This is a genomic window from Thioclava electrotropha (genome assembly GCF_002085925.2).
Taxonomy (GTDB): domain Bacteria; phylum Pseudomonadota; class Alphaproteobacteria; order Rhodobacterales; family Rhodobacteraceae; genus Thioclava; species Thioclava electrotropha.
In genome coordinates this window covers 3,946,816-3,972,704 of record NZ_CP053562.1, presented here as the reverse complement: position 1 = coordinate 3,972,704, position 25,889 = coordinate 3,946,816, and the positions used below count along the sequence as shown (strand labels likewise).

General features: G+C 65.2%; 28 protein-coding genes. 19 read left to right on the top strand and 9 right to left on the bottom strand.

Annotation, left to right across the window (positions count from 1 at the left end; all coding sequences use genetic code 11):
- Window positions 1-5 precede the first annotated feature (5 nt).
- Window positions 6-1,232 carry an FAD-dependent monooxygenase gene (locus tag AKL02_RS18925; protein ID WP_083078009.1) on the bottom strand — a complete coding sequence of 409 codons (1,227 nt, stop codon included), beginning with the start codon at window positions 1,230-1,232 and terminating at the stop codon, window positions 6-8.
- An 82-nt stretch (window positions 1,233-1,314) separates the two neighbouring features.
- Here AKL02_RS18925 and AKL02_RS18920 point away from each other — a divergent pair, with 82 nt between their 5' ends.
- The 4 genes from AKL02_RS18920 to AKL02_RS18905 all read left to right on the top strand — a co-directional run bounded on the left by AKL02_RS18920 (window position 1,315) and on the right by AKL02_RS18905 (window position 7,933).
- Complete coding sequence (locus tag AKL02_RS18920) at window positions 1,315-2,631, top strand: amidase (protein ID WP_083078008.1); 1,317 nt, start codon at window positions 1,315-1,317, stop codon at window positions 2,629-2,631.
- Window positions 2,632-2,751: 120 nt separating this feature from the next.
- Window positions 2,752-3,930, top strand: a complete 1,179-nt coding sequence (locus AKL02_RS18915; protein ID WP_083078007.1) for an aminotransferase class I/II-fold pyridoxal phosphate-dependent enzyme — start codon at window positions 2,752-2,754, stop codon at window positions 3,928-3,930.
- Between the two features lie 12 nt (window positions 3,931-3,942).
- Window positions 3,943-7,107 carry a DNA translocase FtsK gene (locus tag AKL02_RS18910; protein ID WP_083078006.1) on the top strand — a complete coding sequence of 1,055 codons (3,165 nt, stop codon included), beginning with the start codon at window positions 3,943-3,945 and terminating at the stop codon, window positions 7,105-7,107.
- A gap of 229 nt (window positions 7,108-7,336) precedes the next feature.
- Window positions 7,337-7,933 carry a LolA family protein gene (locus AKL02_RS18905; protein WP_078542610.1) on the top strand — a complete coding sequence of 199 codons (597 nt, stop codon included), beginning with the start codon at window positions 7,337-7,339 and terminating at the stop codon, window positions 7,931-7,933.
- Between the two features lie 4 nt (window positions 7,934-7,937).
- Here AKL02_RS18905 and AKL02_RS18900 read toward each other — a convergent pair whose 3' ends face one another.
- Entirely contained in the window at window positions 7,938-8,516 is a 579-nt protein-coding gene (locus AKL02_RS18900; RefSeq protein WP_083078005.1) for a transglycosylase SLT domain-containing protein, read from the bottom strand.
- 190 nt (window positions 8,517-8,706) lie between these two features.
- Between AKL02_RS18900 and hspQ the strand changes: the two genes are divergently transcribed.
- On the top strand, window positions 8,707-9,033 hold the full coding sequence (hspQ, locus tag AKL02_RS18895; protein WP_078521487.1) for a heat shock protein HspQ: 327 nt from the start codon (window positions 8,707-8,709) through the stop codon (window positions 9,031-9,033).
- Between the two features lie 43 nt (window positions 9,034-9,076).
- On the opposite strand, the gene AKL02_RS18890 is transcribed toward hspQ, so the two are convergent.
- Both AKL02_RS18890 and AKL02_RS18885 read right to left on the bottom strand, forming a co-directional pair.
- Window positions 9,077-9,592 (bottom strand): ATP-binding protein, encoded by a 516-nt coding sequence (locus AKL02_RS18890; protein ID WP_083078004.1) that lies wholly within the window; start codon window positions 9,590-9,592, stop codon window positions 9,077-9,079.
- The gene (locus AKL02_RS18885) at window positions 9,585-9,929 is read right to left on the bottom strand and encodes an STAS domain-containing protein (protein ID WP_083078003.1); all 345 of its coding nucleotides are present in this window, start codon (window positions 9,927-9,929) and stop codon (window positions 9,585-9,587) included. The genes AKL02_RS18890 and AKL02_RS18885 overlap by 8 nt, the downstream gene beginning before the upstream one ends.
- Before the next feature lie 87 nt (window positions 9,930-10,016).
- On the opposite strand from AKL02_RS18885, the gene AKL02_RS18880 reads away from it, so the two are divergent.
- The 10 genes from AKL02_RS18880 to AKL02_RS18835 all read left to right on the top strand — a co-directional run bounded on the left by AKL02_RS18880 (window position 10,017) and on the right by AKL02_RS18835 (window position 16,975).
- The gene (locus AKL02_RS18880; protein ID WP_083078002.1) at window positions 10,017-11,195 is read left to right on the top strand and encodes a thiolase family protein; all 1,179 of its coding nucleotides are present in this window, start codon (window positions 10,017-10,019) and stop codon (window positions 11,193-11,195) included.
- Window positions 11,192-11,644: a free L-methionine (R)-S-oxide reductase MsrC gene (locus tag AKL02_RS18875; protein WP_083078001.1), complete on the top strand. Its 453-nt coding sequence runs from the start codon at window positions 11,192-11,194 to the stop codon at window positions 11,642-11,644. Before AKL02_RS18880 ends, AKL02_RS18875 begins: the two co-directional genes overlap by 4 nt.
- A gap of 7 nt (window positions 11,645-11,651) precedes the next feature.
- Window positions 11,652-12,032 (top strand): GFA family protein, encoded by a 381-nt coding sequence (locus AKL02_RS18870; RefSeq protein ID WP_083078000.1) that lies wholly within the window; start codon window positions 11,652-11,654, stop codon window positions 12,030-12,032.
- A gap of 39 nt (window positions 12,033-12,071) precedes the next feature.
- Complete coding sequence (locus tag AKL02_RS18865) at window positions 12,072-12,719, top strand: RluA family pseudouridine synthase (RefSeq protein WP_078542542.1); 648 nt, start codon at window positions 12,072-12,074, stop codon at window positions 12,717-12,719.
- A gap of 76 nt (window positions 12,720-12,795) precedes the next feature.
- Window positions 12,796-13,539: a pyridoxine 5'-phosphate synthase gene (locus AKL02_RS18860; protein ID WP_083077999.1), complete on the top strand. Its 744-nt coding sequence runs from the start codon at window positions 12,796-12,798 to the stop codon at window positions 13,537-13,539.
- 6 nt (window positions 13,540-13,545) lie between these two features.
- Entirely contained in the window at window positions 13,546-13,947 is a 402-nt protein-coding gene (acpS, locus tag AKL02_RS18855) for a holo-ACP synthase (RefSeq protein ID WP_083077998.1), read from the top strand.
- Window positions 13,948-14,003: 56 nt separating this feature from the next.
- Window positions 14,004-14,789: a signal peptidase I gene (gene lepB, locus AKL02_RS18850; RefSeq protein ID WP_093477024.1), complete on the top strand. Its 786-nt coding sequence runs from the start codon at window positions 14,004-14,006 to the stop codon at window positions 14,787-14,789.
- Window positions 14,786-15,478: a ribonuclease III gene (gene rnc / locus AKL02_RS18845; RefSeq protein WP_083077997.1), complete on the top strand. Its 693-nt coding sequence runs from the start codon at window positions 14,786-14,788 to the stop codon at window positions 15,476-15,478. Before lepB ends, rnc begins: the two co-directional genes overlap by 4 nt.
- Before the next feature lie 253 nt (window positions 15,479-15,731).
- Entirely contained in the window at window positions 15,732-16,637 is a 906-nt protein-coding gene (gene era / locus AKL02_RS18840) for a GTPase Era (RefSeq protein WP_078600868.1), read from the top strand.
- Window positions 16,637-16,975: a DUF1491 family protein gene (locus AKL02_RS18835; protein WP_083077996.1), complete on the top strand. Its 339-nt coding sequence runs from the start codon at window positions 16,637-16,639 to the stop codon at window positions 16,973-16,975. The genes era and AKL02_RS18835 overlap by 1 nt, the downstream gene beginning before the upstream one ends.
- Here AKL02_RS18835 and AKL02_RS18830 read toward each other — a convergent pair.
- On the bottom strand, window positions 16,965-17,588 hold the full coding sequence (locus tag AKL02_RS18830; RefSeq protein WP_083077995.1) for a Pr6Pr family membrane protein: 624 nt from the start codon (window positions 17,586-17,588) through the stop codon (window positions 16,965-16,967). The two genes, AKL02_RS18835 and AKL02_RS18830, sit on opposite strands and share 11 nt — an antisense overlap.
- Before the next feature lie 86 nt (window positions 17,589-17,674).
- On the opposite strand from AKL02_RS18830, the gene recO reads away from it, so the two are divergent.
- On the top strand, window positions 17,675-18,400 hold the full coding sequence (recO, locus tag AKL02_RS18825; protein WP_083077994.1) for a DNA repair protein RecO: 726 nt from the start codon (window positions 17,675-17,677) through the stop codon (window positions 18,398-18,400).
- A 178-nt stretch (window positions 18,401-18,578) separates the two neighbouring features.
- Here the strand turns inward: recO and AKL02_RS18820 are convergent, their stop codons facing one another.
- The 3 genes from AKL02_RS18820 to AKL02_RS18810 form a co-directional block, all read right to left on the bottom strand.
- On the bottom strand, window positions 18,579-19,082 hold the full coding sequence (locus AKL02_RS18820; protein WP_083077993.1) for a GNAT family N-acetyltransferase: 504 nt from the start codon (window positions 19,080-19,082) through the stop codon (window positions 18,579-18,581).
- 57 nt (window positions 19,083-19,139) lie between these two features.
- Entirely contained in the window at window positions 19,140-20,138 is a 999-nt protein-coding gene (locus AKL02_RS18815; RefSeq protein WP_165756983.1) for an NAD-dependent epimerase/dehydratase family protein, read from the bottom strand.
- 120 nt (window positions 20,139-20,258) lie between these two features.
- The gene (locus AKL02_RS18810) at window positions 20,259-21,923 is read right to left on the bottom strand and encodes an acyl-CoA dehydrogenase family protein (RefSeq protein ID WP_083077991.1); all 1,665 of its coding nucleotides are present in this window, start codon (window positions 21,921-21,923) and stop codon (window positions 20,259-20,261) included.
- Window positions 21,924-22,132: 209 nt separating this feature from the next.
- Between AKL02_RS18810 and AKL02_RS18805 the strand changes: the two genes are divergently transcribed.
- Window positions 22,133-22,891, top strand: coding sequence for a sulfite exporter TauE/SafE family protein (locus tag AKL02_RS18805; protein WP_083077990.1), 759 nt, complete (start codon window positions 22,133-22,135; stop codon window positions 22,889-22,891).
- Here AKL02_RS18805 and AKL02_RS18800 read toward each other — a convergent pair.
- Window positions 22,888-23,988: a Hint domain-containing protein gene (locus AKL02_RS18800; protein WP_133051961.1), complete on the bottom strand. Its 1,101-nt coding sequence runs from the start codon at window positions 23,986-23,988 to the stop codon at window positions 22,888-22,890. The two genes, AKL02_RS18805 and AKL02_RS18800, sit on opposite strands and share 4 nt — an antisense overlap.
- Window positions 23,989-24,284: 296 nt before the next feature.
- Between AKL02_RS18800 and dapE the strand changes: the two genes are divergently transcribed.
- The gene (gene dapE / locus AKL02_RS18795) at window positions 24,285-25,427 is read left to right on the top strand and encodes a succinyl-diaminopimelate desuccinylase (protein ID WP_083077988.1); all 1,143 of its coding nucleotides are present in this window, start codon (window positions 24,285-24,287) and stop codon (window positions 25,425-25,427) included.
- Entirely contained in the window at window positions 25,427-25,840 is a 414-nt protein-coding gene (locus AKL02_RS18790; protein WP_408648144.1) for a GNAT family N-acetyltransferase, read from the top strand. The genes dapE and AKL02_RS18790 overlap by 1 nt, the downstream gene beginning before the upstream one ends.
- Window positions 25,841-25,889 lie beyond the last annotated feature (49 nt).

Here is a 25,889-nt window from a genome sequence, read left to right as displayed (position 1 = left end):
GTCGCTTACAGAGCGCGGCCCTGCAACAGGCGGGGCAGGGGGCCCGACAGGCCCGCCGCTTGCTGCATGAACCCGCGGCGCAGCCCCGGGATCGCCTGCACCAGACCCATCCCCAGATCGCGCCCCGCTTTCAACAGCGGATTGTCGTTCGAGAACAGCTTGTTCACGGTATCCATGCCGAGCGCGAGCGAGGTCGAGTCGAAGCGCCGCCAGCCCTGATAGCGATCCAGCACGTCCTCGGCGCCGATATCTTCGCCGCGGCGCATCGCTTCCACGACGATCTCCGCCAGCGCCGCCACATCGCGCAGCCCGAGGTTCAGGCCTTGGCCCGCGATCGGGTGCACGCCATGCGCCGCATCGCCCACCAGCGCCACGCGCGGCGCGACATAGGCTTTCGCAAGCGTCAGGTTCAGCGGGTAGGAAAAGCGCGGACCGGCCAGTTTGATCTCGCCCAGGAAATCGCCGAAGCGCGGGCGCAGCACGGCGAGGAAATCCTCGTCATCCAGTGCCGAAATGGTCTTCGCGTTTTCCTCGGTCTCGCTCCAGACGATCGACGACCGGTTGCCCTTCAGCGGCAGGATGGCGAGCGGCCCGGTCGGCATGAAGAACTGCTGCGCGATGCCGTTATGGGGTTTCTCGTGCTCGACCGCAGCGACCAGCGCGGTCTGACCGTAGCCCCAGCCCTCGCGGGTGATCCCGGCGCGTTCGGCCACGCCCGACCGGCGACCATCGGCCCCGATCAGCAGCTTCGCGGTCAGGGTCTTGCCGGTGGACAGGCTCACTTCGACCCCGCCCGGCACGACCTGCTGCCCTGTTACCTGCGTCTCGTGCAGCAGCGTGATCTTGTCGCTCGCCTCCATCGCATCGAGGAAGGCACGATAGAGGTAGCGATCCTCCAGCATGTAGCCGACCGGCGCCTGATCCAGCTCGCGCGCGTCGAAATGCAGGAAGAAAGGGGCCGCCCCTTCGCCTGCGTGACCATCGGCGGCTTTCACTTCCATCATCGGCTGCGCCTGATCGGCCAGCCCGTCCCAGACGCCAATGGCGTGCAGCAATTTCTGCGACGCGATGGCCAGCGCATAGGCGCGGCCGTCGAACGTGTCGGTCGCGCGCTGGCGTGCCGGAGCGGCGTCGACAAGGGTCACGGACAGGCCGGCGGAGGCCAGTGCAAGCGCCAAGGCGGGGCCGTTGAGCCCGCCGCCCGCGATGATGACGTCTGAATCGTGTTTCATGGCGCTTACTATGGCGCTGGAAGCGGGATTGTCCATGCGCGGGACTGTCGCTAGCGTGGCGGAAAGAACGAAGGAGGCGGGCATGGAATGGCGGTTGGCAGGGGCTGCGGAACAAGGGCGGGCAATTGCCGCCGGTCAGCTCGATCCGGTGGAGCAGACCGAGGCCTATCTGGAGGCGGCTGAAGCCTCAGAGGACATCTATGCGCGTCTCACGGCGCAGCGGGCCCGGGACGAGGCAATGGCTGCGCATCAACGCGCCAAGCAGGGAACCAGACGCGGGATGCTCGACGGGGTCGCGCTGTCTTGGAAGGACCTTTACGACACCGCCGGGGTCGCGACCGAGGCGGGCTCGCGGCTGCTGGCCGGGCGCGTGCCCGAGCGCGATGCGGATGTGCTGATCGAAGCCACGCTGGGCGGCTCGGTCTGTCTGGGCAAGACGCATATGACGGAGCTGGCTTTCTCCGGGTTGGGCGTGAACCCGATGACCGCGACGCCGCCGAATATCCATGATCCCGAACTCGCGCCGGGCGGTTCGTCCTCGGGCGCGGCGCTGTCGGTCGCGCGCGGCTTGGCTGCGGCGGCGATCGGTTCTGATACGGGCGGCTCGGTGCGTATTCCGGCGGCATGGAACGATCTCGTGGGGCTGAAGACGACACATGGGCGGATCACGACGAAAGGCGTCGTGCCGCTGTGCCGGACCTTCGACACGGTCGGGCCGATCACCCGCAATGTCGAGGATGCCGCGCATGTGCTCGCGCTGCTGGAACGCCGCGCCGCGCCGGACCTGCGCGAGACGAGCCTCAAGGGTAAACGGCTTCTGGTGCTCGAAGGGCTGGCCTTCGAAGGCACACGGGAAAAGCCGGTGCAGGGCTTCGAGCGGGCCGTCGAGGCCTTCGCCAAGGCGGGTGCGGTGATCGAGCGGCGGGGCCTGCCGATGGTGCGCCCGGCGATGGACCTTTCCGGTGTTCTCTTCGCCCCCGAAGCCTATGGCGAGTGGAAGCACGAGATCGAAGCCGCGCCCGAGAAGATGTTCGCGGCGATCCTCGAGCGGTTCCGCAGCGGGCGCGACGCGCTGGCCTCGGATTACGCGAAAGGCTGGCACGAGCTGGCGGGCTATCGCGCCGCCTATCTGGAGGCGACCGCGGAATATGACGCCGTTCTGGTGCCGACCTCGCCGATCCTGCCGCCCGATGTGCGCCGCCTTCTGAGCGACAAGGCTTATTTCCAGGAAGAGAACGTGCTCGCGCTGCGCAATACCCGGATCGGCAACGTGCTGGGGCTGTGTGCGCTCAACCTTCCGACGGGCATCCCAAGCTGCGGGATTTCGCTGATGGCGCCGCCGATGACGGAGGATCGGCTGCTGCGTTTGGGGATGGCCGCCGAATCGTCGCTGGCCTGAAAACCACATTTCTTGTGGTCAACCCGCTCTGGAGCTTGTCTTTTTCTGGACGAAACGGCGGAGCTTTTGTAACCTCGTCGGCAATAAGGGGCGACATAGACCCCATTCGATGAGGCACAGATGGACTTTCCCGAGCGGTTTTCGAACCTGCCCGAATACGCATTTCCGCGTTTGCGCGCGCTGCTCGATTCGCATGAACCGGGCGGCGACGTTTTGGCTATGTCCATCGGTGAGCCGCGCCATCCCATGCCCGAGTTCGTCGGCGATGTGATCGCGCAAAGCCTTGGAGAGTTTGGGAAATATCCCGCCAATGACGGCACGCCCGAATTGCTGGATGCGATCTCGGACTGGCTGAAGCGACGCTATTCGGTCGAGATCGGACCCGATCGGATCATGGCGCTCAACGGCACTCGCGAGGGGCTCTACAACGCCGCGATGGCGCTTTCGCCCGAACAAAAGCGCGGCAAAACGCCCGTGATCGCGATCCCGAACCCGTTCTATCAGGTCTATGCGGTGGCGGCTGCAGCCGTCGGCGCGGAGCCGGTTTTCGTGCCCGCAGGCGCCGATACGGGGTTTTTGCCTAATTATGCGGCACTTCCGGCGGAGGTGCTGGACCGCATCACCGTGGCCTATCTGTGCTCGCCCTCGAATCCGCAGGGCGCGGTCGCGAGCCGCGAATATCTGGCCGATCTGCTGCATCTGGCCGAGAAGCACGATTTCAGCGTCTTCGCCGACGAGTGCTATTCCGAGATCTGGCGTGAGGCCCCGCCGCCCGGTGCGGCACAGGTCGCCGCCGAGGAGGGCATCGACCCCGAGCGCGTAGTGATCTTCCACTCACTCTCGAAGCGGTCGAACCTGCCGGGTCTGCGCTCGGGCTTCCTCGCCGCCGGGCCGCAAAGCATCAAACATATCCGTCGCCTGCGCGCCTATGCCGGCGCGCCGCTGCCGCAGCCGCTGCAGCGCGTGGCCGAGCGGGCTTGGGCGGATGAGGCCCATGTCACGGAAAATCGTCGCCTCTACGCCGAGAAATACGAGATCGCGGGACAGATCTTCGACGGCGTCGATGGCTTCCAGCTGCCGCAGGGCGGCTTCTTCCTGTGGCTTCCCATCGAAGACGGGGAGGCGGCGGCGCTCAAGCTTTGGACAGAAACCGGCATTCGCGTGCTGCCGGGCGCCTATCTCGCGCGCGAGGTGAACGGGGAAAACCCCGGCCAGAAATATATCAGAGTGGCTCTGGTCGCTCCAAAAGCAGAAACGCAGCGCGGGCTGATGCAGCTCCGCGACTGCCTATACGGTTGAGGACGGTAGGTTATGGCATCTTATCAGGTTCGACAGCGCGATCCGCTTTTCGATCAGGACACGCAAGCCGTTCTGGAACGGCGTGGCAAAGAGTTGGTAGGGGGGCTGCTGGTCGTCTTCGGCCTGCTCGCCGCGATGATGCTTTTCTCCTATCACCCCGAAGATCCAAGCTGGATGGCGTCCTCGGATGAGCCGGTGCAGAACTGGCTGGGCCGGATCGGCGCCGGGATCGCCTCGCCCCTGTTCGTGATCGTCGGGCACGGCGCGTGGCTGCTGCCCGCGGCGCTGGTGGCCTGGGGACTGCGCATGATCACCCATCGCGGCGAAGAGCGTCTCGTGTCACGGATGATCTTCTTCCCGATCGCAGTGGCCGTCGCCGCCGTTTACGCGGCCCTTCTGGTGCCGGGCGATCAATGGGGGCAGGCCTTTGGCCTCGGTGGGCATTTCGGCGACATGATCGCGGGCGCGATGCTCGGGATCGTCCCGATCTCGGGCGTGGTCGGACTGAAGCTTCTGTCGCTGGTCCTCGCGGCGGCGATGCTGGCCATGGCGACCTTCGTTCTCGGCTTCACCAAGCCTGAGCTGCAAGCGATCACGCGCTTCATGTGGCTGGGCACGGTCGCGATCTATGTCGGCGCGATGAACATTCTGGGCCGTGGGGCATCGGCTTCGGTCATGGGGGCTCGTTCGGCGGCAGAGCGTGCGCGTCAGCGCCGCGCGGAAGCGGCCGAACGCGCCGCAGAGCTGGCGGCTTGGGAAGAGCAACAGGCCTATGCCGCGCATGACTGGGCGCCCGAGGTCGAAGCGGCCCCGGCGGCACGTCCGTCCTTCCTGTCGCGGATCCGTCGCCCGGTGGAGCCGGATTACGATCCCTACGACGCCTCGCCCGAACTGTTCGAGACTGAGCCCTATTGGGACGACCAGCCGCAGCCTGCGGCGCCGACCGAGGATCGCATTCGCGCCCGGATCAGCCAGGCGGTGCAGAACCGCAAGTCGGCGCCGATCGTGACCGATTACGCGCCCGAGCCTGAGGCCCCGCTGCATCACGATATGCCCGAGACCTTCGCCGACCCCGAGCCGGAGCAGCCGCGTCCTTCGGCCTCGGTTCTGGCCGCCGTCGCCAAGCGCCTTGCGCGCGCACCGCGCCAGCCGCAGGTCGTGCATCAGGAGCCGCCGCTGCGGGCCGAACCGCAACTGCGCGCCGAGCCGCCGCTCAAGGCCAAGCCGCGCTTCATGCCGGGCTTTGGCGCACCTGCCGCTGCCGCCGAGCATGCGCCCGAAATGGCCTATGCCGGTGCCGACGAGCCGCAAATGACGGCGGCTGAGCAGGTCGCGCAGGACTATGACTATACGGGCGACGACAGCCGCGACTGGACCCACCCGGATTACGAAGGCTTCGAGGCCGATCCCCGCGACATGCGCACCGAGCATTTCTACGCAGGCGAGCCGCACTCCTTCGACGAGACGGGCGCTGCGCAATGGATCGAGGAAGACGTGGTGCCGGAGATTCCGGCCTCTGCGCGAGGTCTCGACCGTCAGGTCATCAAGCAGCCCGAGCCGAAGCGCGTCGTGCAGCCTGCGGCGAAACCCGCAGCCCCCTCGCGTCGCGCGATCGAAGAGGCGCAGCCGAAGATGGCTTTCGAGAAGCCGAAAACCGCGCCTTTCGAGATGCCGCCGCTGTCGCTGCTGACCAACCCCACGACGATCCAGCGTCACCAGCTCTCGGATGAGGCGCTGGAAGAGAACGCGCGGATGCTCGAAACCGTGCTCGACGATTACGGCGTGAAGGGCGAGATCGTCTCGGTCCGCCCCGGCCCCGTCGTCACCATGTATGAGCTTGAGCCCGCGCCGGGTCTGAAAGCCAGCCGCGTGATCGGTCTGGCCGACGATATCGCCCGCTCGATGTCGGCGCTGTCGGCACGTGTCTCGACCGTGCCGGGCCGCTCGGTGATCGGTATCGAACTGCCGAACGATCACCGCGAAAAGGTCGTGCTGCGCGAGATCCTCTCGGCGCGCGATTTCGACGACAAGAACATCAAGCTGCCGCTGGCTCTGGGCAAGACGATCGGCGGCGAGCCGATCGTGACCAACCTCGCCAAGATGCCCCACCTGCTGATCGCGGGGACGACCGGCTCGGGTAAGTCGGTGGCGATCAACACGATGATCCTGTCGCTGCTCTACCGTCTGACGCCGGAAGAGTGCCGCCTGATCATGATCGACCCGAAGATGCTCGAACTCTCCGTCTATGACGGCATTCCGCATCTGCTGTCGCCGGTTGTGACCGACCCGAAGAAGGCGGTCGTCGCCCTGAAATGGGTCGTCTCGGAGATGGAAGAGCGCTATCGCAAAATGTCCAAGATGGGCGTGCGGAATATCGAGGGCTACAACGGGCGCGTGAAGGAAAGCCTCGACAAGGGCGAGATGTTCAAGCGCACCGTGCAGACCGGCTTCGACGAGGAAACCGGCGAGCCGATCTTCGAGACGGATGAATTCCAGCCCGAGCCTTTCCCCTATATCGTCGTCATCGTCGACGAGATGGCCGATCTGATGATGGTCGCGGGCAAGGAGATCGAGGCCTGCATCCAGCGTCTGGCGCAGATGGCGCGGGCTTCGGGCATCCACCTGATCATGGCCACGCAGCGTCCCTCGGTCGATGTCATCACCGGCACGATCAAGGCGAACTTCCCGACCCGGATCTCCTTCCAGGTGACGTCGAAGATCGACTCGCGCACCATTCTGGGTGAGCAGGGCGCCGAGCAGCTTCTGGGCATGGGCGACATGCTCTACATGGCAGGCGGCGGCAAGATCACCCGTTGCCACGGGCCGTTCGTCTCCGACGAGGAAGTCGAGGAAATCGTCAACCACCTCAAGAGCTTCGGTCCGCCGGAATACATGTCGGGCGTGGTCGAAGGCCCCGATGACGACACGGCGAGCGATATCGACGCGGTGCTCGGCCTCAACACCGGTGGCAATACCGGCGGTGAGGATGCGCTCTACGATCAGGCGGTGGGCATCGTGATAAAGGATCGCAAATGCTCGACCTCCTACATCCAGCGCAAGCTGGGCATCGGCTATAACAAGGCCGCGCGCCTCGTGGAGCAGATGGAAGATCAGGGCATCGTGTCCTCGGCCAACCATGTCGGCAAGCGCGAAATCCTCGTGCCCGAGCAGCAGTAAGCCGGTCACAATCAGAAATGCGACGCGCCCCGGGGAATACCTCGGGGCGCTTTGCGTTTCAGGGGCCCCTTACTCGGGACGACCGCCGGGCGCCGTGATCCGATACGGGGGCGCTGTTATTGAATGACATCCCCTGTTAGGCGCAAATGCGCTCAAGACGGACCCGCAGCGCGATTGGCGCGTTACGGCGGGACTTCCGCTTTCGCAAGGAGTGCCTAAATCTATGGTCATGAAACAGATCCGCATCCTGCTCGCCGCGATCTTCACGCTGGCGCTCGCCCTTCCGGCCTCGGCCGGGAAAGTCTCGTTGAATCAGATATCGTCCTATCTGAACTCGCTGACCTCCGCCTCGGCGGATTTCACGCAGGTCAACTCGGACGGGTCGATCTCGACCGGCAAGCTGTTCATCAAGCGGCCCGGTCGGGCGCGCTTTCAGTACAATAACGACAAGACGCTCGTGCTGGCCTCGGCCAACCGGGTCGCGGTGTTCGATCCGAAATCGAACCAGCCGCCGGAGCAATATCCGCTGGTGAAGACGCCGCTGAACCTGATCCTCGGGCGCAATATCGACCTGAATCGCAACGGCATGGTCGTCGGCTACACGACGGACGGGCCGAAGACGATCGTGACCGCACAGGATCCGCAGCATCCTGAATACGGGAATATTCAGCTGGTCTTCACCGACGGGCCGGTCGAGCTGCGCCAATGGGTGATCACCAACCAGTCGGGCGAGAAGACCACGACGATCCTGAACAACCTGCAAAAGGGCGGCAACTTCGCCACGTCGATGTTCTCCATCGATCAGGCATTGGCCCAGCGGCGCTGATTGCTCAGCGCCGGCAGGATTGCAGTTGAATCTGATACATCTGCGCGCGGGATGCGACACGGTTGGCGACGGCAAGAAGCCAGGATTTCGACCGGTGTGACCCGCGCGAGTAGCCGCCGCGCCCTTCGTGATAGGCCAGATACTGGTTGCGCGCGTCGGCCTTGGAGATGCCGAGCTTCTTCTGCGTGCCGTCCATGTACCAACCCATGAAATCGGTGGCGTCGGCGATGCGATTGCGCCTTGCACCGAAGCGATGGGTGTCTTCGCGATACTCATCCCAGGTGCCGTCTAGGGCTTGGCTGTAGCCATAGGCGGAGCTTTGACGGCCCAGTGGGATGATCCCGAGCGCGAAGCGCTGCGGCGTCTTCGCATTGCCGTCGAACTTGCTTTCCTGGTGGATCGTGGCCATCTGCACGGCGACCGGAACGCCCCAGCGGGCCTCCGTCCGGCGCATGGCGTTGAAGTATTGCGGGCGTTCTTTGATGATCGCGCAGGCGTCATCAAGATTACGCGGGGGCTTGGACGGTCCGCCTCCGCAGGCGGCCACCGCAAGCACTACGCCGAGGGCGAGGTATTTCTTCATAGCTGCTCTTCTTTGCTCTGACGGCCTTGTTTTTTGTCAGTCTATGCGTAATTGGCCCGTTCGAAAACCGGGAAACGCACAGGATCAGCGGACTGTCGCGACGAATCGGACAATCTGTTTCCGGCGGAAATGAGGCGAAAACGTGGACCTGAGCGGTTTCACGAATTAGAATTGAGGTATGAGGATAGATATGCATACCACGCACGCGAAATATCACATCGGCCAAGTGGTGCGGCATCGCAACCACCCGTTCCGCGGGGTGGTGTTCGATGTCGATGCGATCTTCTCCAACTCGCAGGAGTGGTATGACGCGATTCCCGAGGAGTCGCGCCCGTCCAAGGATCAGCCCTATTACCACCTGCTCGCCGAGAACGACGAAAGCTATTACGTGGCCTATGTGTCCGAGCAGAACCTCGTCGCGGATTTCTCCGGCGAGCCGGTAAGCCATCCCGATCTCGAGGACCTCTTCGGCGAATTCGGCAATGGCTCCTACCGGCTGCAATTCCAACTGAACTGAACCGCGCCTCCCATGGTGCAAGGCCGCGGGTCGGGCAGGGGGCCTATCCCGCCTGTCGCATCTCGATCGGGTCTAGCGGCATGCGGAAGGCGAGCAGATTGCGCCCCTCCTCGCGGTGATAGCCCAGATCGGTCGCCAGATCGCGGATCAGGAACCAGCCGAAACCACCTTCGGGCAGGCTGCTTGGGTCGGGCCGCTCCGGGTCGCGGTCTTCCAGATCGAGGCAGGCCGGAGGCAGTGCGACCCCGTCGTCGCTGACCGAGCAGGTGAGCCCCTTACCGTCGCGCGCGATGGAGAGCGAGATCGTCCCTTTGCCGCTATCGCCGTAGCCATGCTCGACGATGTTGTTGAGGATCTCCGCGAGAATCAATTCGAGCGTCCCGGCCTCTTCCTCGGTCATCAGACGGATGAAACGCGCCACGGCTGCCCGCAGCGCGTCGCGCACCGCGATCGGCGTCGCCGCGAAGCTGAGGTTGAAGACCCGCACTTCCGCCTGCTGCGGGTGCGGGCTTGGGCGCGCGGTGCTGGGCGGCGATTTCGGTCTGACACGCTTACGCATATTTCCGCCCCTCCCCCAGCGCGGCTTCGATGTCGGCGTGGATCGGCAGCACCGAATCCATCCGGGTCAGGCGAAAAACCTTCGCGACATTCGGCGTCAGCCCGCAAAGCTCCAGCTGTCGGGTTGGCGCGAGCGATTTCATCACCGCCACCACCGCGCCGAGGCCCGAACTGTCGAGAAACTCCACCTTCGAGAGGTCCAGCAGCACCCGCGCCGCCGGTTGCACGGTCACATCGCGCATTCTTTCCTTGAACCGGATCGCGATGGCAGCATCCAGCCGCGCCTCGGCCAGATGGACGACAAGCGCGCCTTCCAGCGCTTCGGCAGTGAGGTTCATGTCCGACTCCCACGGTTGATCTGACGGGAAGGCTAGACGGCAATGCTTACCATTCGGTATCCGTGGGACAGAATTTTGGAGGGTATCATGGAAAACGTGGTGATCGTCGGAGCCTCGCGCACGCCGATGGGCGGAATGCAGGGCGTGTTTGCAGGTGTGCCTGCGTCGGAACTGGGCGGGACCGCCATCAAGGCGGCTATGGAAGGTGCGGGCGTCGCGCCTGCGCGGATCGAGGAAGTTCTGATGGGCTGCGTGCTGCCCGCAGGTCAGGGGCAGGCGCCCGCGCGGCAGGCAGGCTTCGCGGCGGGCCTTGGCGAGGAGGTGCCCGCGACGACGCTGAACAAGATGTGCGGCTCGGGCATGAAAGCGGCGATGGTGGCCTATGACCAGATCGCGCTCGGCCAGACCGGGGTGATGGTCGCGGGCGGCATGGAGAGCATGACCAACGCGCCCTACATGCTGCCGAAGATGCGCGCAGGGGCGCGGCTCGGGCATGCTCAGGCGCTCGATCACATGTTCCTCGACGGGCTGGAGGATGCCTATGACAAGGGGCGGCTGATGGGCACCTTTGCCGAGGATTGTGCGCAGGCGTTCCAGTTCACGCGTGAGGCGCAGGACGATTACGCGATGGCGTCGCTGAACCGGGCCGTTGCAGCGGAGAAATCCGGGGCCTTCGCCGACGAGATCGCGCCGGTGACCGTGAAAACCCGCAAGGGCGAGACCGTGGTCGCGATCGACGAGCAGCCGGGCAATGCGCGCCCCGACAAGATCCCGCATCTCAAGCCCGCCTTCCGCAAGGACGGCACGGTGACGGCGGCGAATTCGTCCTCGATCTCGGACGGGGCGGCGGCGCTGGTGCTGGCGTCAGAAGCTGCGGCGAAGGCCGAGGGCCTGCCGATCCGCGCCCGCATTCTGGGTCATGCGAGCCATGCGCAGGCGCCCGCCGATTTCCCGACGGCGCCGGTCCCGGCGGCGGAGAAGCTCCTGAAAAAGCTTGGCTGGACGGTCGATGACGTCGATCTGTGGGAGGTCAACGAGGCCTTCGCGGTCGTGCCGATGGCCTTCATGCACAAGCTGGGCATCTCGCATCACAAGGTGAATGTGAATGGCGGCGCCTGTGCGCTTGGCCATCCGATCGGCGCGTCGGGTGCGCGGATCATCGTGACTCTGCTCAATGCGCTGGAAAAGGCTGATCTCAAGCGCGGCGTGGCCGCGATCTGCATCGGTGGGGGCGAGGGCACGGCCATCGCGATCGAACGGGTATGAGCGTGGATTACGACGATCTGGCGAAACGCATCGCCGCGCTGACCGAGGGCGAAACCGACGAGGTCGCGCTGATGGCGACGCTGGCCTGCGAAATCCATCATGCGGATGACCGCTTCGACTGGACCGGGTTCTACCGGGTCACCGAACCGGAACTGATGAAGATCGGCCCCTATCAGGGTGGGCATGGCTGCCTCGTGATCCCGTTTTCGCGCGGGGTCTGCGGGGCGGCGGCGCGCGAAGGCGCGACGCAGCTCGTGCCCGATGTCGAGGCCTTCCCGGGCCATATCGCCTGCGCCAGCTCCACCCGCTCGGAACTGGTGATCCCGGTCCATGCGCAGCGTGGTATCATCGCGGTGCTCGATATCGACAGCGACCAGCCCGATGCGTTTACTGAGGCCGACGCAAAGGCGCTGGAAGCGATCCTGAAAGATGTGTTCGGCCATTTGTGAGGAAGCGATGAAACATACCGGCGCGTGCCTGTGCGGGGCGGTCAGCTACGAGATCGAGGGCGACATGCGGCCCGTGCTGGCGTGCCATTGCAGCCAATGCCGCAAGACGTCCGGCCATATCTGGGCCTCGTCGCAGATCGATGACCATCAGCTTGTGCTGATCAACCGCGACGGGCTGCGCTGGTATCGTTCGTCAGAGACGGCGGAGCGGGGCTTTTGCGCGGTCTGCGGCAGCTCTGTGTTCTGGCGGCTGGACGGTGAGGGGCGGATCTCGATCGCGGCGGGTACGCTCGATCTGCCGACGGGGCTTTCGATGGCGGAGCATATCTTCGTGGCCGATAAGGGCGATTACTACGAGATCGAGCCGGGGCCGCCGCAATCGCCCTGAGGCTTGACCCGACAGGCGGCGCAGTGCATCTCGCAGCGCATGAGTTACGTCTATGACCCTCCGCAGGAGGCCCCGCGCATCCTTCATGCCGATCACGAAATCCTCGTGGTCGACAAGCAGGCGGGGCTGCTGTCCGTGCCCGGCAAGGGGCCGGACAAGGCCGATTGCCTGATTGCGCGGCTGCGGGGGATTTACCCCGAGGTGTTGCTGGTCCACCGGCTCGATACCGATACCTCGGGCGTTATGGTCTTCGCGCTGACGCCCCATGCGCAGCGCCATCTCGGTCTGCAATTCGAGAAGCGCCAGACCAAGAAAGCCTATCAGGCGCGGCTCTGGGGGGAACTGGCCGAGAAGGAAGGCCGGGTCGATCTGCCGCTGTGTGTCGACTGGCCGAACCGTCCGCGCCAGCATGTCGATCACGAGAACGGCCGCCCCGCTCAGACCGACTGGCGGGTGATGCGCCATGAGGACGGCACGACGCGGGTGCGGCTGATGCCGATCACCGGGCGAAGCCACCAGCTGCGGGTGCATATGGCCGAACTTGGCCACCCGATCCTCGGCGATCCGCTGTATGCCGAAGGCCCGGCGCAGGCGTTCGAGCGCCTGATGCTCCATGCCGAAACCCTGCGCTTTCGGCATCCAGATGGCGGCATGCATATGACCTTCACCGCGCCGGTCCCGTTCTGAAACCGATACAATCGCAGGTCTTTTCCCCGCCTGCGCGCGCAGGCATACTCCTGCGAGACTTATTGCGGAGAGCCCGATGCCCAAACCTTTGCGCCTTGGTGTGAATATCGATCACGTGGCCACCGTGCGGAATGCCCGCGGCTCGGCCTATCCCGACCCGCTGCGCGCCGCGCGTCTGGCCGAACAGGCCGGGGCCGACGGAATCACCGCGCATCTGCGCGAAGACCGTCGTCATATCCGTGACGCCGATATCGATGCGCTGCGCAGCGGCATCGACATCCCGCTGAATTTCGAGATGGCCGCGACGCCGGAGATGCAGGAGATCGCGCTGCGTCATCTGCCCCATGCCTGCTGCATCGTGCCGGAAAAGCGCGAAGAGGTGACGACCGAAGGCGGTCTCGACGTCGCGGGCGATCTGTCGCGGCTGACCGATTACGTGGGGCCGCTCGTCGAGGCGGGCATCCGCGTGTCGATGTTCATCGGCCACGACCCGGCGCAGATCGAAGCCTCCGCCAAGATCGGCGCGCAGGTGATCGAGCTGCATACGGGCCATTTCTGCGACATGCATTACGCGGGCGATTTCGCCGCCCGCGATGCCGAGCTGGAGGCGCTGAAAGCAGGGGCGGCCTATGCCGACAGCCTCGGGCTGGAGGTGCATGCGGGCCACGGTCTTACCTATGAGACGGTCGAGCCGATCGCCGAGATGAAGCAGATCCGCGAGTTGAACATCGGCCATTTCCTGATCTCAGAGGCGATCTTCGTGGGGCTCGGTCCCGCGATCGTGCATATGCGCAAGCTGATGGATGCGGCGCGGGGCTGAGGCGGCATGATCCTCGGCATCGGCACCGATCTCGCGAATATCGAGCGGATCGAGCGCACGCTCGACCGCTTCGGCGACCGCTTCCGCAATCGCGTCTTCACCGAGACCGAGCAGCGCAAGGCCGAGCGACGCAAGGATGTGGCGGGCACCTATGCCAAGCGCTGGGCGGCGAAGGAGGCCTGTTCCAAAGCGCTTGGAACCGGGTTGCGCATGGGCATCGCATGGAAGGATATGGCGGTCACGAATCTGCCAACGGGACAGCCGGTGATGCAGGTCACGGGCTGGGCGGCGGACCGGCTTAAGGAAATGACACCAGAGGGTTACGAGTCCGTCATCCATGTGACGCTGACCGATGACCACCCCTGGGCGCAGGCCTTCGTCGTGATCGAGGCCCGCAAGCTTTCTTGACTCGGGCGCGAGGCCGCGTATTGAGGCCAAGGAATTTTGAGGCAGGGTAAGAGATAATGGCGAAGAACAAGGCCGAGGGCGGTATCCTCGACACGATCAAGACGATTGTCTGGGCACTGGTGATCGCGGGGGTGTTCCGCACGCTGTTCTTCCAGCCCTTCTGGATTCCCTCCGGCTCGATGAAGGACACGCTGCTGATCGGCGACTTCCTCTTCGTGAACAAGATGGCCTATGGCTATTCGCGTTACTCCTGCCCGTTCTCGGCCTGCCCCTTCGACGGGCGCCTGCTGGCCAGCGACCCCGAACGCGGCGACGTCGTGGTGTTCCGTCACCCGACCAAGAACGTCGATTTCATCAAGCGTCTGATCGGCCTGCCGGGCGACAAGATCCAGATGATCAACGGCGTGCTGCAGATCAACGGCAAGGCGGTCGAGATGAAGCCCGAGCCCGATTTCGAGGAAGTCATGCAGCCGCAGGGTCCGCAGGGGCTGCTGCCGCGCTGCTCGAACTCGCCGGTCGGCATGGGCGATACCTGCATCAAGAAACGCTATGCCGAGACGCTGCCCAATGGCGTCACGCATGACATTCTGCAGATCAACAATGACGGCCCCGTGGACAACACGCCCGTCTACACCGTGCCCGAGGGCATGTATTTCTTCATGGGCGACAACCGCGACAACTCCGAAGACAGCCGCTTCCCGCAATCGGTGGGCGGTCTCGGCTTCGTCCCGAAAGAGAACCTGATCGGCCGGGCCGACCGGGTGATGTTCTCCTCGGCGGGTCGTTCGCTGTTCTACTTCTGGACCTGGCGTCCGGATCGGTTCTTCAAGGCGATCAATTGAAGCTAAGCGCGGAGATCAAGGCATTCGAGCAGCGCCTCGGGCACAAGTTCAAACGGCCCGAGCTGCTCGCGCGCGCGCTGACACATAGTTCGATCTCCACGCCGACCCGGCCCGACAACCAGCGGCTGGAATTTCTGGGAGACCGCGTTCTGGGCCTCGTGATGGCCGAGGCTTTGTTCCTGGGCGACCGTGCGGCTTCCGAGGGCCAGATGGCGCCGCGCTTCAACGCGCTCGTGCGCAAGGAAGCCTGCGCCGATATCGCCCGCAAGATCGACCTTGGCGCTGTGCTCAAACTCGGCCGGTCCGAAATGATGACCGGCGGGCGGCGCAAGCTGGCGTTGCTGGGCGACGCGATGGAGGCGGTGATCGCCGCGGTCTATCTCGATGGCGGGTTCGACGCGGCGAAGGTGCTGATCCTGCGGCTTTGGGAAGACCGGCTCGACAGCGTCGAGGAAGACGCGCGCGACCCGAAAACCGCGCTGCAGGAATGGGCGCAGGCCCGCGGCCTGCCGCCGCCGCGCTACGAGATCATCCATCGCGAAGGTCCCGACCACGCCCCCAATTTTACCGTGCAGGTGACGTTGGAGAACGGTGCGCGCGAAACGGCGAAGGCCGGCTCGAAACGTCAGGGCGAGATGACGGCGGCGAAGACGCTGCTGAAACGTCTGGAAGACGGCGCCGAGGGCTAAGCCACGGCCCGGATCAGCCGCGAAGCGGCCCGGGCAGCGCCCGACCGCCCCCTCGGGCGGGCGCTTTCGACACTATCGCGCGCGGACAGCTCTTGCGGATTTTGCCCGATTAAGCGCAGACCACACAGGTATCCCGCCCACCCGGCGGTCAGCCGCTACTCTCCGCCACATGACAAGATGACTGGCAACGCGCGCCGTTATAAGCTACCCCGCGCCCCGTATCGCTTTCGCGTATCGCCAAAAAGGAACACCCATGACCACACGCGCCGGTTTCGTCGCCCTGATCGGAGAGCCCAATGCGGGCAAATCCACGCTGCTCAACGCGATGGTTGGCGCGAAGGTCTCGATCGTCACCCATAAGGTGCAGACCACCCGCGCCCGTATTCGCGGCGTCGCAATGGAAGGCCAGAGCCAGATCGTCTTCGTCGACACGCCCGGCATCTTCCGCCCGCGCCGTCGTCTGGACCGCGCGATGGTCAACGCGGCTTGGGGCGGGGCGGCCGATGCCGACATGATCGTTCTGCTGGTCGAGGCGCATCGCGGACTGACGCCGGGTGTCGAGAGCATCCTTGAAGCCCTGCGCGGTCGCGAAGGCACGCAGCCGGTGGCGCTTGCGATCAACAAGATCGACAAGGTGAAATCCGAGGAGCTTCTGGGCCTGACTGCGAAGCTCAACGAGGCGTACCAGTTCACCAAGACCTTCATGATCTCGGCCGAGCGTGGCTACGGCGTGCAGGATCTCAAGGAATGGCTTGCGGGCGAGATGCCCGAGGGGCCGTGGCTTTATCCCGAAGATCAGATTGCCGATCTGCCGATGCGCATGATCGCCGCCGAGATCACCCGCGAGAAGCTGACGCTGCGCCTGCATGAAGAACTGCCCTATCAGCTCACCGTCGAGACCGAGAGCTGGGAAGAGCGCAAGGACGGCTCCGCGCGGATCGATCAGGTGATCTATGTCGCCCGCGACGGCCATAAGGGGATCATCCTCGGCAAGGGCGGCGAGACGATCAAGGCGATCTCGAAAGCCGCGCGCGAAGAGCTGATCGAGTTTCTCGACCGGCCCGTGCATCTGTTCCTGCAGGTGAAGGTGCGCCCGAACTGGCTGGAAGAGGCCGAGCGCTATTCCGAGATGGGTCTCGATTTCAAGGACTCGAAGTGATGAGCGAGGGGCGTCTGACCACGGATTTCTGGGTCCGCGCCTATCTCAAGCGGCTGGAGCTGGCGAACATCCCGGCCTATGTCACCGCGCATGGGCAGGCGTCTTCGGGGGCCGTGCTGGTGAAATGCGCGCGGCTCGACGGGACCGCGCAAAGCTACGAGCGGCGCGCCGACCTGATGACCGGAGAGAGCGCGTGGATGCTGTTGCATGACGGTCCCGAGGCCGAGGTCGATGCCAGCATCCGCAAGCAACGCAGTTTCGACCCGGACCTCTGGGTGATCGAAATCGAGAGCCGCGAAGGGCGCACGATGCTGGACGAGGACGGCCTCAGCGGCTGATCCCGAGCCGGTTGAGCCCGCGACCCAAGGTCACGATCACCAGCCCGCCGATCCAGAAGGCCACGAGGAACTTCACGCACCACAGGCCCAGCCCGCCCCATCCGAGCCTGTCTAGGTTGAGGAAGAAATACGGGTAGAACCCGGTCTCCAGCCCGCGGATCACCGCATAGACCAGATAGACGAGCGGCCAGGTCAGCCAGATCACGGCGTGATGGCTCGTCAGCCCGCCTTTCGGCGCGAAGGCCAGCCACCAGACCGGCACAAGGATCGGCGCTGCGGTGTGGTAGAGCAGGTTCGAGACGTAATCGAGCCCGTGCAGCGGCGCGTCGCCCGCCAGCAGCAGGTGGTAGACCACGCCGACGATCAGGATCCACAGCACCAGCGCCGCGAGGAACGGCTTGGCCAGTGCCCGCTTGCGCCACGCCATCCAGCCGAAGGCGAGGCCCACGAGCGTATTCGTCCAGATCGTGAAATAGCGAAACATCAGCCACAGGATGCCCAGCGGCACGGCGGCGTGGGGGTGTTCGGCCATGTTGTTGAGGAAGCTCGCGCCAAACGCCGCCAACTCGACGAGGGCGATCAGGGCGGCAAAAAGGATCGAGGCGCGTTTCATGGGTGTGAAGCTAGTGCGGCGCGCGACGTCTGCGCAATTCACGAAGCCGCTTGCGCCGCAACGTCACGGAAAGGATAGTCCCTCGCATGGACTGGCAAGACCTCGGCACGATCCTCTCGGCACGACCGCATGGCGAAAGCTCGATGATCGTCGAGCTGTTCACCTCGGCGCATGGGCGACATGCGGGCGTCGTGCGCGGTGGGGCGTCGCGCAAGATGACGGGGATCTTGCAGCCGGGAAACCGGGTCACGGCGACGTGGCGCGCGCGGCTGGAAGATCACCTCGGCAGCTTCACGATCGAGCCGCTGCAAAGCCGCGCGGTGATCCTGTCGGACCGGCAGGCGCTGGCCGGGCTGAACGCGGCGACGGCGCTTCTGCGGTTCACCTTGCCCGAACGTGAGGCGCATGACGCGTTGTTCATGGCCTCCGAGGCGCTGTTCGATGCGATGGCCGAGGGCGGCGACTGGGTGCCGACCTATCTGCGCTGGGAGTTGGGGCTGCTGGAGGAGATGGGCTACGGGCTCGACCTGTCGCGCTGCGCGGTGACCGGGTCGCGCGACGATCTGGCCTATGTCAGCCCGCGCTCGGGCCGTGCGGTGAGCCGGCAAGGGGCCGGGGAATGGGCGCCGAGACTGTTGCCGCTGCCGCTCTGCCTGCTGGGGCAGGGGCCTGCGAGCCTTGGCGAGATCGTGCAGGGGCTGCGGCTGACCGGGTTCTTCCTTGGCGAGCGGATGGCGCCGGATCTGGGCGATCGGCCCTTGCCCGAGGCGCGGCAGCGTTTCGTGGATTTGCTGCGGCGCAGTGCGCGGTAGCTCATAAAGCCTGGCGCGGGGCGACCAGCCCCGGGCCGCGCCCGACCCTCCCCCCGGGAGGGCGCATTGGCGATGCCATCGCGGGCACGTGAGGCATGCGGGCTTGCAAGATAAAGCGCCAAGCCACGGGCGGAGTACAGCGCCCACCCAAGGGTCGGGCGCAGCCCTCACCTCAAGCTCAAGGCCGCTCGCGATCGTCCAGCAACAGCGTCAGCAGAGCGAGATCCAGCCAGCGCCCGAACTTCTTGCCCACCTGCGGCATCAAGCCCACCTGCGTGAAGCCAAGCCGCTCATGCAGCCGGATCGAGCCCTCATTCGCGGCGTCGATCGCGCCGACCATGACGTGGAAACCGCCTTCCTTGGCGCGCGCGATCAGCGCTTCCATCAGCTTCGCGCCCTTGCCGCCCGCGCGGTGGTCGCGGTGGACATAGACGGAATGCTCGACGCTCAGGTGATAGCCGTCATGGGGGCGGAACGGGCCGAAGCTCGCATAGCCCACGGCGCGCCCGTCTTCCTCCCAGACCAGCACCGGATAGCCCGCCGCCTGCCGATCCGTGATATAGGCGCGGCGGTTCTCGGGGCCGACCTCGATCTCGTTCCAGATCGCGGTCGTGTTGCGCACCGCGTCATTGTAAATCTCGGTGATCGCCTCTGCGTCTTGCGGTCTTGCGTCGCGGATCATCTGCGCCCCTCCAGTTCCTCGCGCCAGATTTGGCCGCGAAACCGGGCGAGCGCAACGCTATTTCTGCACGATGAAATGTCCGGTGCGGCGCACGGCCTCGGCGGCGGACACGAACTCTACCCCAAGATCGCGGGTCGCGGCCTCGTGGCTGAGGTGCATCTTCATCCCCAGCATCGGCTTGATCAGCGCGATCTGCTCGTCGAACAGCGCGAGGATCGAGACGATCCAGTTCGGCGCCTTCCGCGTCGGGATCTTGCGCTCGGGGAACTCGGCCTTCAGCACGCGCGCCATCTCGAGGAAGGACATGAAGCTTTCCGCACAGATGTAGCGGCGACCGATGCTCTCGGTCCGGTCGAGCGCCGCGACATGGCAGGCGGAGACATCGGCCACATCGACCACCGGAATATCGAACTCCGGCGCCATCGGGTCCTTGCCCGCCATCAGCCGCTCGATCACCGCGACGGACGAGCCGGTATGGCGATCCATCGGCGTGCCGCAGACGAGGCCGGGATTGATCACGGTCAGACGCATCTCGTGATGATCCTCGATGAATTCCCACGCCGCTTCCTCGGCGAAAATCTTCGAGCGCGTATAGGGGCTACAGGTCGGCGCGCGCGGGTTCGACCAGTCGCGCTCGGTCATTGGGTCAGAGGTCACGCCATGCATCACCGCCTCCATCGACGACGTCTGGATCACGCGGGTCACGCCCGCCGCTTGTGCCGCTGTCAGGACCCGCTTGGTGCCCTCGACCGCAGGCTGGATCACCTCGGCCTCGTTCTTGGGCTTGCTGAGCGGGAAGGGGGAGGCGGTGTGGATCACGGCATCGACCCCCACCATTGCCGCGTCCCAGCCCTTATCCGCCATCAGATCGGCCTCGACGAAGCTCAGCCGTTCCAGCGCTTCGGGGCCGAGGTCGCTCAAGGCGGCTTTCACCTCCTCGCCGCGGCTGGCCTTGCGCAGCGTGCCGCGCACGATCTCGCCCTGCGCCAGAAGGTCATAGGCAATGCGTTTGGCGATGAAGCCGGTGATGCCTGTGACCAGAATTGTGCGAGCCATGCGCCCTCCATTGTGCTGAACCTCGTCGTTCAGCTTGCGGGGGCGTTGCACGGGTGTCAAATCAGAACGGGGCGATGCGAGGTTCGCCCGCATCGCCCCGTTGAATAGAGTTTCGCTGGCTCAGCCGAGGAGACGCCGCGCGATAACCTGCGCCTGAATCTCGGCGGCACCCTCGAAGATGTTCAGGATACGCGCGTCGCAGAGGATGCGGCTGATCTGGTATTCCAGCGCGAAGCCGTTGCCGCCATGGATCTGCAGCGCGTTATCCGCTGCGGCCCAAGCCACCCGCGCGCCCAGCAGTTTCGCCATACCGGCTTCCAGATCGCAGCGGTGGCCGTGATCCTTTTCCCAGGCCGAGAAATAGGTCAGCTGGCGGGCGATCATCGTCTCCACCGCCATCATCGCGAGCTTCGACGACACGCGCGGGAATTCGATCAGCGACTTGCCGAATTGCTTGCGGTCGATCGCGTATTGCATCCCGATCTCCAGCGCCGATTGCGCCACGCCCACGGCGCGGGCGGCGGTCTGGATGCGGGCGGATTCGAACGTCTCCATGAGTTGCTTGAAGCCCTTGCCCTCTTCGCCGCCCAGAAGGTTCTCGCCCTTCACGCGGAAATTGTCGAAGCCGAGCTCGTATTCCTTCATGCCGCGATAGCCGAGCACTTCGATCTCGCCGCCGGTCATGCCCTCGGTGGGGAAGGGGTTGTCATCGGTGCCCGGCGTCTTCTCGGCCAGGAACATCGACAGCCCCTTGTAGTTGTCGGTCGCGGGATCGGTGCGTGCGAGCAGCGTCATTACATGGGTGCGCTGCGCATGGGTGATCCAGGTCTTGTTGCCGGTGATCAGCCAGTCGTCGCCATCCTTGACCGCGCGGGTGCGCAAGGAGCCCAGATCCGAGCCGGTATTCGGTTCGGTGAACACGGCGGTCGACAGGATTTCGCCCGACGACAGGCCCGGAAGCCATTTCTGCTTCTGCTCCTCTGTGCCGCCGCAGATGATCAGCTCGGCGGCGATCTCGGACCGGGTGCCGAGCGAGCCCACGCCGATGTAGCCGCGCGAAAGCTCCTCGGTCACGACGACCATCGAGGCTTTCGACAGGCCCAGCCCGCCATATTCTTCCGGAATGGTCAGGCCGAAGACGCCCAGTTCGGCGAGCTCCTCGATGATCTCCATCGGGATCAGCTCGTCCTTGAGGTGCCATTCATGCGCGTTCGGCTTCACGCGGTCTTCGGCATAGCGGTAGAACTGCTCGCGGATCATCTCGAGGTCTTCGTCGAGACCCGACTGCCCGAAGATCGAGCGGCCCTGCACGTCGCGCATCAGCTCGACCAGACGCATCCGGGCGGCGTTGGAATTGCCCTCGGCGATCAGTTTTGCGGCGGCCTCGGACGGGGTCCAGCTGACGTCCATATCGGCCAGGCGCACCATCTCGCCCTGGTTCATCTGGATGCCGCCCGCGATCTGCGCGAGATATTCGCCGAAGCCGATCTGCACGATCAGCTTCTCCATCTCGCCCAGTTTTCCTTCCTCGGCCAGACGTGCGGCCCAGCCGTGCAGTTGCTTGAGCGACTGCTGATAGGTGGTCAGCCAGGCAAGACCGTGGGCGCGATATTGGTTCGCCTCGAGAGCGGCACCGGAAATGCGGCCGTCTTTCTCGGTCGCGGCGCGCAGGCTCGAGGTCGCATCGGAGACCAGCGTCTCCAGTTCGGGCAGGCTCGCCTCCGCAAGGCCCATCAGGTCGTCCAGAATGATCGTCGTCGGCATATCGGCCCCGTCATGTGCCATGAGTCGGCTCCTTATTCTGCAGTTGCAGCCTGTCTAGTTACTTCGCAACCGCAGCGCAATAAAAATTCGCCAGTGGCGACAATTGCGACGGATAATGTCGCGGAGGTTGTCGGCGTGGTCGGGTATCCGCCTGATTTCACGTCGCTTCACGGCTGCATCCCGCTGCGTAACCCGGTAGAAGCGACGCGGGACAGGAGAAGGGAACGCGCATGTTCGGAATGGAAGTTTGGCAAATATTCGCGGCGCTTGGAGTCACGCTTTTCGCAGGTTTCGTGAAAGGCGCGGTCGGTTTCGCGATGCCGATGATCATGCTGTCGAGCTTCGCATCCTTCCTGCCGCCGCATCAGGCGCTGGCGCTTCTGATCCTGCCGACGCTGGTGACCAACGTGATGCAGGCCTTCCGTCAAGGGGTCGGCGCGGCGGTGGGGTCGATCAAGAATTACCGGCTGTTCATCGCGATGATCATCGTCTTCATCCCGATCAGCGCGACCCTCGTCGATGTGATCCCGCAGCCGGTGATGTACGCGCTCTTGGGCGGGCCGATCGTCGCCTTCTCGATCTGGCAGATCTCGGGACGTCAGATCCCGATGCCCACGCGCCACCGGGCGCTGACCGAGACGGGGCTGGGCATCGTCGCGGGGCTCTATGGCGGGATTTCGGGGATCTGGGGGCCGCCGCTGATCATCTACCTGATCTCGATCGACGCACCGAAACAGGAGGCCGTGCGCATCCTTGGCGTCGTCTTCCTGACCGGCGCGATCATCCTGACCGGCTCGCATCTGGTCTCGGGCGTGCTGAACGCGCAGACGATCCCGCTGTCGCTTTTGATGATCCTGCCCGCGCTGGCAGGGATGAGGCTGGGCTTCAAGGCGCAGGACCGGCTCGACCCGGTGCGATTCCGGTGGTGGACACTGATCCTGCTGGGCGTGGCCGGGCTGAACCTGCTGCGCCGTGCGCTGATGGGTTAAGCCACGAAGGGGCGCAGCCCCTGACGGCGGGCGGAGGCTAGCGTCTTCGCCTCATAGCCCGAGACGATCTTGCGCACCGGCTTGCGATGGAGCGGCACCCCGCCCTCGCGCACAAGCCCCGCAAAGGCCGTGGTCGCCGCCAGAAGCGGTTGCCGGGCGAGCCGCCCGATATGCAGGCTCTCCAGCTTGCAGCCATCCGCGATCAGCAGGTGATGGCCGCCCAGCAACAGCCCGTGCCATTCGAGCACGCCGGGGCAATCGGGTTGCAGCGCGGCGCAGCCATCGGCCAGCGAGCGCGCCTCGATGAGCACCTCGTCCTCGCCGAAGATGAAATCCACCGACGGCCCGCTCAGCGCCACACGGTGCTGCGGCATGACCCACAGATCCTGTCGTGCGGAGAAGACCGGCGCACAGAGCTTCACCGGACGCAGATGACCCAGCGAAGGCAGGCTGACCCGGCCAGACCACAGCACCGGCTGCGGTCCGGCGTCGACGGTCTCGACCAGATCGCCCGCGCGAAGCCGCGCCGCTGGCACCACGCCCTCCGGCGTCTGGATCGGGGTCGCGGGGGCGAAGCAGCCCGCCGGTCCCATCGGTTGCAGATGATCGCCAAGCGCCAGCCAATCGACGCGCGGCCCGATCCGCGCGGGCCCCGCCGGATCGAGCAGGGCCGCGGCCTCGTCACGGGTCAGCGGCAGCGGCGCCACGCCCGCCTGCTGCCGGATCGTGCGCTGATCGAGCGCCTCCAGCGTCAGCAGGCTCTCGCGTCCCGGTCCGTCCCAGCGCCAGCTCAGCCGCATCCGCCCGCCGGTCAGCCGCTCCTGCGTGGCGTCGATCGAGATCGCATGAACCGCCGCGCCGCGCCGCTGCGCCAGCACGATCCGTCCGTCGACATCGAGATTGAGCGAGAGGAAATTCCGCCAGCCTTCGCGCTGATGCAGATGGATCAGCGGCAGGGGCGATTGCTCGCCGCGCATCAGGGTGAACTCTAGCATCAGGCTGCCGCGTGCGAGCAGCTCCGGCAACCTGCGCTCGTCGAACCTCACCGCGCCGCGATGTGCGATCTGCGCACCGATCCAGCCCTGTTGCGCCCTCATCCGCGACGCTCCGAATGCTGCTTTGATCCCATGCCTGTCTCCGCGCCCGGGGAAACCGACACGGAAAACGCACGCCGCCTGAATGGGCCGCGCGTGGGTCTGTTGCGTCTGACTCCGGGCTTTGCCCTGCTCGATATGCCCGATTTCGGGCTTTTGCTTTTGACATATCATGACACCGCGACCTGCCTTTGGGTAGCCCCTGTCTTTGCGTCACTTGCGCCCGGTGTCGAGCCTGCAACAGCCATTGCCCCGAGGGCCTCGGCGCTCTAAGCCTGTAGCGCTGAAAAGGAGTGCCCATGACGACCGATCCCATCCGCCTGAGCGCCGATCTGATCCGCTGCCCCTCGGTGACCCCGGAGGAGGGCGGCGCGCTGGTCTTGCTGGAAGGCCTGCTGACGGAAGCAGGCTTCACCTGCACGCGCGTCGATCGCAATGGCACGCCGAACCTTTATGCGCGCTGGGGCGCGAAGGGGGCGGCGAAAAGCTTCGGCTTCAACGGGCACACGGATGTCGTGCCGGTGGGCGATGCCGCCGCCTGGACCCATGATCCCTTCGGCGCCGAGGTCGTCGACGGCGTGATGTGGGGGCGCGGGGCGACTGATATGAAGACCGCCGTGGCGGCCTTTGCCGCGGCAGCGGTGGATTTCGTGACCGAGACGCCGCCCGACGGTGCGGTGATCCTCGCCATCACCGGCGACGAGGAAGGGCCGGGCCGCGACGGCACGCGGGCGCTTCTGGATTGGATGAAGGCCGAGGGCGAGGCGATGTCAGTCTGCCTCGTGGGTGAGCCGACCTGCCCCAATGAGATGGGCGAGATGATGAAGATCGGGCGGCGTGGCTCGCTCAGCTTCTATATCGAGGCCGAGGGCGTGCAGGGCCATGCCGCCTATCCGCATCGCGCGAAGAACCCGCTGCATGCGCTGGTCGATCTGCTGGGCCGGATGACCGCAGAGCCGCTCGACCACGGCACCGATCATTTCCAGCCGTCGAGCCTGCAGATCACCACCATCGATTGCGGCAACCCGGCCAATAACGTGATCCCGGCCAAGGCACGCGCGACCGTGAATATTCGCTTCAACGATGCGCATACGGGCGAGGGGCTGATCGCCTGGGCCGAGGCGATGGCCTCCGAGATCGCCGCCGAGACCGGCATCCGTATCGCGCTCAACCCCGATATCTCGGGCGAAAGCTTCGTCACCCCGCCCGGTCCCTTCGTCGATCTCGTCGCGAAATCGGTCGAGGCGGAAACGGGCCGCGCGCCGGAGCTGTCCACCTCGGGCGGCACCTCGGATGCGCGCTTCGTAAAGGATCACTGCCCGGTCGTGGAATTCGGCCTTGTCGGCGCGACGATGCATCAGGTGGACGAACGTGTGCCCCTCGACCAGATCGAAGCGCTCACACGCGTCTATGCCCGCATCCTGAAAGACTACTTCGCATGATCAAGATCGAGCCGGTCACCGATTACACGCCCTGCCACGCGCTGCGCCGGGCCGTGTTCATCGAAGAACAGGGCATTCCCGAGCCCGAGGAATGGGACGATCTCGACGATCAGGCGGTCCATTTGCTGGCCAGCGAGGAGGGCACGCCGCTCGGGACCGCAAGGCTGATCCGCAAGGAGGAGACCGGCAAGATCGGTCGCATCTGCGTGGCGAAATCCGCGCGTGGCACCGGGCTTGGCGCGGCGCTGGTGCGCGACGCCTGCGAGCGGTTCGCTGAGATGGGCTGTACCCGCGCCTATCTCTCGGCCCAGAGCTACGCGATCCCGTTCTACGAGAAGCTCGGCTTCGTGCCCTACGGCGAAGATTACGACGACGCGGGCATCCCGCATCGCGATATGGAAAAACCGCTCTGAGCTTCCTCTTGATCCAAGTATCCCGGGGGGCGCGTCAGCGCGGGGGCAG

What these genes read in the sequence shown, in the direction of transcription:
- AKL02_RS18925 (WP_083078009.1), bottom strand. Translation starts at nt 1,232, where the DNA reads ATGAAACACGATTCAGACGTCATCATCGCGGGCGGCGGGCTCAACGGC.
- AKL02_RS18920 (WP_083078008.1), top strand. Translation starts at nt 1,315, where the DNA reads ATGGAATGGCGGTTGGCAGGGGCTGCGGAACAAGGGCGGGCAATTGCC.
- AKL02_RS18915 (WP_083078007.1), top strand. Translation starts at nt 2,752, where the DNA reads ATGGACTTTCCCGAGCGGTTTTCGAACCTGCCCGAATACGCATTTCCG.
- AKL02_RS18910 (WP_083078006.1), top strand. Translation starts at nt 3,943, where the DNA reads ATGGCATCTTATCAGGTTCGACAGCGCGATCCGCTTTTCGATCAGGAC.
- AKL02_RS18905 (WP_078542610.1), top strand. Translation starts at nt 7,337, where the DNA reads ATGAAACAGATCCGCATCCTGCTCGCCGCGATCTTCACGCTGGCGCTC.
- AKL02_RS18900 (WP_083078005.1), bottom strand. Translation starts at nt 8,516, where the DNA reads ATGAAGAAATACCTCGCCCTCGGCGTAGTGCTTGCGGTGGCCGCCTGC.
- hspQ (WP_078521487.1), top strand. Translation starts at nt 8,707, where the DNA reads ATGCATACCACGCACGCGAAATATCACATCGGCCAAGTGGTGCGGCAT.
- AKL02_RS18890 (WP_083078004.1), bottom strand. Translation starts at nt 9,592, where the DNA reads ATGCGTAAGCGTGTCAGACCGAAATCGCCGCCCAGCACCGCGCGCCCA.
- AKL02_RS18885 (WP_083078003.1), bottom strand. Translation starts at nt 9,929, where the DNA reads ATGAACCTCACTGCCGAAGCGCTGGAAGGCGCGCTTGTCGTCCATCTG.
- AKL02_RS18880 (WP_083078002.1), top strand. Translation starts at nt 10,017, where the DNA reads ATGGAAAACGTGGTGATCGTCGGAGCCTCGCGCACGCCGATGGGCGGA.
- AKL02_RS18875 (WP_083078001.1), top strand. Translation starts at nt 11,192, where the DNA reads ATGAGCGTGGATTACGACGATCTGGCGAAACGCATCGCCGCGCTGACC.
- AKL02_RS18870 (WP_083078000.1), top strand. Translation starts at nt 11,652, where the DNA reads ATGAAACATACCGGCGCGTGCCTGTGCGGGGCGGTCAGCTACGAGATC.
- AKL02_RS18865 (WP_078542542.1), top strand. Translation starts at nt 12,072, where the DNA reads ATGAGTTACGTCTATGACCCTCCGCAGGAGGCCCCGCGCATCCTTCAT.
- AKL02_RS18860 (WP_083077999.1), top strand. Translation starts at nt 12,796, where the DNA reads ATGCCCAAACCTTTGCGCCTTGGTGTGAATATCGATCACGTGGCCACC.
- acpS (WP_083077998.1), top strand. Translation starts at nt 13,546, where the DNA reads ATGATCCTCGGCATCGGCACCGATCTCGCGAATATCGAGCGGATCGAG.
- lepB (WP_093477024.1), top strand. Translation starts at nt 14,004, where the DNA reads ATGGCGAAGAACAAGGCCGAGGGCGGTATCCTCGACACGATCAAGACG.
- era (WP_078600868.1), top strand. Translation starts at nt 15,732, where the DNA reads ATGACCACACGCGCCGGTTTCGTCGCCCTGATCGGAGAGCCCAATGCG.
- AKL02_RS18835 (WP_083077996.1), top strand. Translation starts at nt 16,637, where the DNA reads ATGAGCGAGGGGCGTCTGACCACGGATTTCTGGGTCCGCGCCTATCTC.
- AKL02_RS18830 (WP_083077995.1), bottom strand. Translation starts at nt 17,588, where the DNA reads ATGAAACGCGCCTCGATCCTTTTTGCCGCCCTGATCGCCCTCGTCGAG.
- recO (WP_083077994.1), top strand. Translation starts at nt 17,675, where the DNA reads ATGGACTGGCAAGACCTCGGCACGATCCTCTCGGCACGACCGCATGGC.
- AKL02_RS18820 (WP_083077993.1), bottom strand. Translation starts at nt 19,082, where the DNA reads ATGATCCGCGACGCAAGACCGCAAGACGCAGAGGCGATCACCGAGATT.
- AKL02_RS18815 (WP_165756983.1), bottom strand. Translation starts at nt 20,138, where the DNA reads ATGGCTCGCACAATTCTGGTCACAGGCATCACCGGCTTCATCGCCAAA.
- AKL02_RS18810 (WP_083077991.1), bottom strand. Translation starts at nt 21,923, where the DNA reads ATGGCACATGACGGGGCCGATATGCCGACGACGATCATTCTGGACGAC.
- AKL02_RS18805 (WP_083077990.1), top strand. Translation starts at nt 22,133, where the DNA reads ATGTTCGGAATGGAAGTTTGGCAAATATTCGCGGCGCTTGGAGTCACG.
- AKL02_RS18800 (WP_133051961.1), bottom strand. Translation starts at nt 23,988, where the DNA reads ATGAGGGCGCAACAGGGCTGGATCGGTGCGCAGATCGCACATCGCGGC.
- dapE (WP_083077988.1), top strand. Translation starts at nt 24,285, where the DNA reads ATGACGACCGATCCCATCCGCCTGAGCGCCGATCTGATCCGCTGCCCC.